The 1562-nt window shown below is 73.4% G+C and carries 1 protein-coding gene and 1 pseudogene; both read right to left on the bottom strand.

Annotated features, from left to right (window positions below):
- Positions 1 to 231, bottom strand: a pseudogene (locus ACFV6I_RS39030) (hypothetical protein); the annotation flags it as partial.
- Positions 232 to 497: 266 nt separating this feature from the next.
- The coding region (locus ACFV6I_RS39025; protein ID WP_380430988.1) for an SUKH-4 family immunity protein at positions 498 to 1562 on the bottom strand (1065 nt) is incomplete at its 5' end.

The raw sequence follows: 1562 nt of genomic DNA, 5'->3' as shown, positions 1-1562 counted from the left end.
GGGGGCCTGCAGGTTGAGTACATCGTTGTGGGCGCCGGGCGCGACCACGCGGGCCGGGCGATGGAGGGCCTGCGGGCCCACAAACTGCCGGAGCCCGGAGCCGAGGACGCTCAGCCGCTCCCACGCCTCGTCGCGCTGCGCGGTGAGGGCGGTGAGGGCTCGGTCGACCTGCTCGGGCGCGTAACCGCGCCGGGCAGAGGTGAAGCCGTACTCGGGGACGGCGTCGCTCATGGGCTCTTCCCCTCATGTCGCGGGCTGCGGAGCCCATGATCGGACGGAACGGACGGATCCGGAACCGGTTCGGCGGCCGGGGCCGAAATCGGACGCCTGGCGGACCGGAATACGTCGAGGACTGGACGAATAGACCCATCCTCTTGACCTATTTTGCGCAGATCTGGGCGAAACCCCAACGAGGCACAGCCACGACGGCATGCCGGAGGGGTCGTTCCAAACACCGGAACGACCCCTCCCCACCTGCGAGGATCCTCGACAACCCGCTACAGCAGGCCGTCCCAGAACTGCTCCAGCAGCACGGCCCACCACGTGTCCGCGGTCTGCAGGGCCGCCGGGTCGATCGCGGCGAGCTGCGCCTGGAAGTCGGTCGTCCAGCGACCGGCCTGGTCCGGGGTCAGCCCGTACCGCAGCCGCCACATCCGGCCCAGCAGGGCCATCGCGCGGACGAACTCCGGTACACCTGTGTTGACGAACCGGGGAGGCTGGCCGGTTCCGTCGACGTCCACGGCGACCACGTTCGCGGTGCCGTACTGGACGCAGAGCTGGCGGCCGTAGTCGTTGCCGAGCACCAGGTAGCCGCCGAAGTCCGGGGCCGCGGGCAGACCGCGCTCGGCGGCCAGCTCGGCGAGCGTCGGGATCGGCCGGCCCTCCTGCGCCTGCGCCCAGAAGAACGGGCCGAAGTCGCGCGGCAGCCCCGCCCACACCAGGGACTGCGACACCGGCTCGGGCACGCCCTGGCGGGAGACCGCGCGCTGCTCGTAGCGGAACACGTTCTGACCGAAGGCCGCCCCGAGCTCCTGGGCGAGCTGCTGCGGCGGGAGCGGCGGCAGCGGCTGGACCGTCCCCGGCGCGGGCAGCGGCACCCGGGACGGGCGGACCCGCTGGGCCCCGGAGGCCAGCTGGTGCAGCTCGTCCAGGTGGTCGAGCAGCTCGGCCATGCCGGCCTGCCGGGACGCGTGGTCGCGGCCGTAGGCGGCGGTGTGGGTGAGCCGGACGTTCGGCCAGGACGCGGCGATCATGCGGTTGCAGTAGCCGCCCGGCAGGTCGCACGACTCCAGCTCGGTGTAGAGCTCCAGCACCTGCTCCGGCGGCACGTTCAGCCGACGCAGGTCCTGGAGGATCTTCCACTCCGGGTGCGGGGTGCCGGGCTCGCTGCGGTGCAGCAGCTTCTGCTCGGAGCCGTCCGGGCCCCGGTAGCTGAGCGCGGCGAAGTAGCCGGGGCCGACCGTCGGCACCCCCGGCGGGACGGCAGCGCCCTGCGGCACGCCGGGCACCGGCGCCGGTGGGACGGCCGGGGCCGCGCCGCCCGCGTTCGGGTAGCCGTACCC

It is taken from the genome of Kitasatospora sp. NPDC059803 (assembly GCF_042732255.1).
Classification (GTDB): Bacteria; Actinomycetota; Actinomycetes; order Streptomycetales; family Streptomycetaceae; genus Kitasatospora.
This window is presented reverse-complemented; position numbering and strand designations above follow the sequence as displayed.